Source organism: Halomonas sp. SIMBA_159 (assembly GCF_046536035.1).
GTDB lineage: Bacteria > Pseudomonadota > Gammaproteobacteria > Pseudomonadales > Halomonadaceae > Vreelandella > Vreelandella venusta_A.
The window spans coordinates 1-239 of record NZ_JAWJBT010001532.1 but is presented as its reverse complement, the minus strand read 5'-3'; the positions used below and the strand labels follow the sequence as shown (position 1 = coordinate 239).

General features: G+C 42.7%; 1 protein-coding gene. It reads left to right on the top strand.

Translation table 11 applies throughout. The features are described 5' to 3' along the window. On the top strand, window positions 1-205 hold a 205-nt coding region (locus R0J87_RS24365), incomplete at its 5' end, for a hypothetical protein (RefSeq protein WP_498889624.1). Window positions 206-239 lie beyond the last annotated feature (34 nt).

The window sequence follows — 239 nt, the reverse complement described above, 5'->3', positions numbered from 1 at the left end:
GGCTCTCATTTGTAACTATTTTCTGACTCCCCAAATGAGTGGATTAGGAATGGATTTAAACTGGTTTGAATCAGTGCGGTCTATGCCGGCGGAAATGATGGAACTCCACGCAGGGTATTGGGGATTAGAACTCATGAAATTTGTTTTGGGTGGCATCTTATTAGTTTGGAGTTTCCGCGCTTGGAAACCCCAAGAAAATTATTAAGTATTGGCTTCCTTCTTCGGTTGAGGGACAAAAC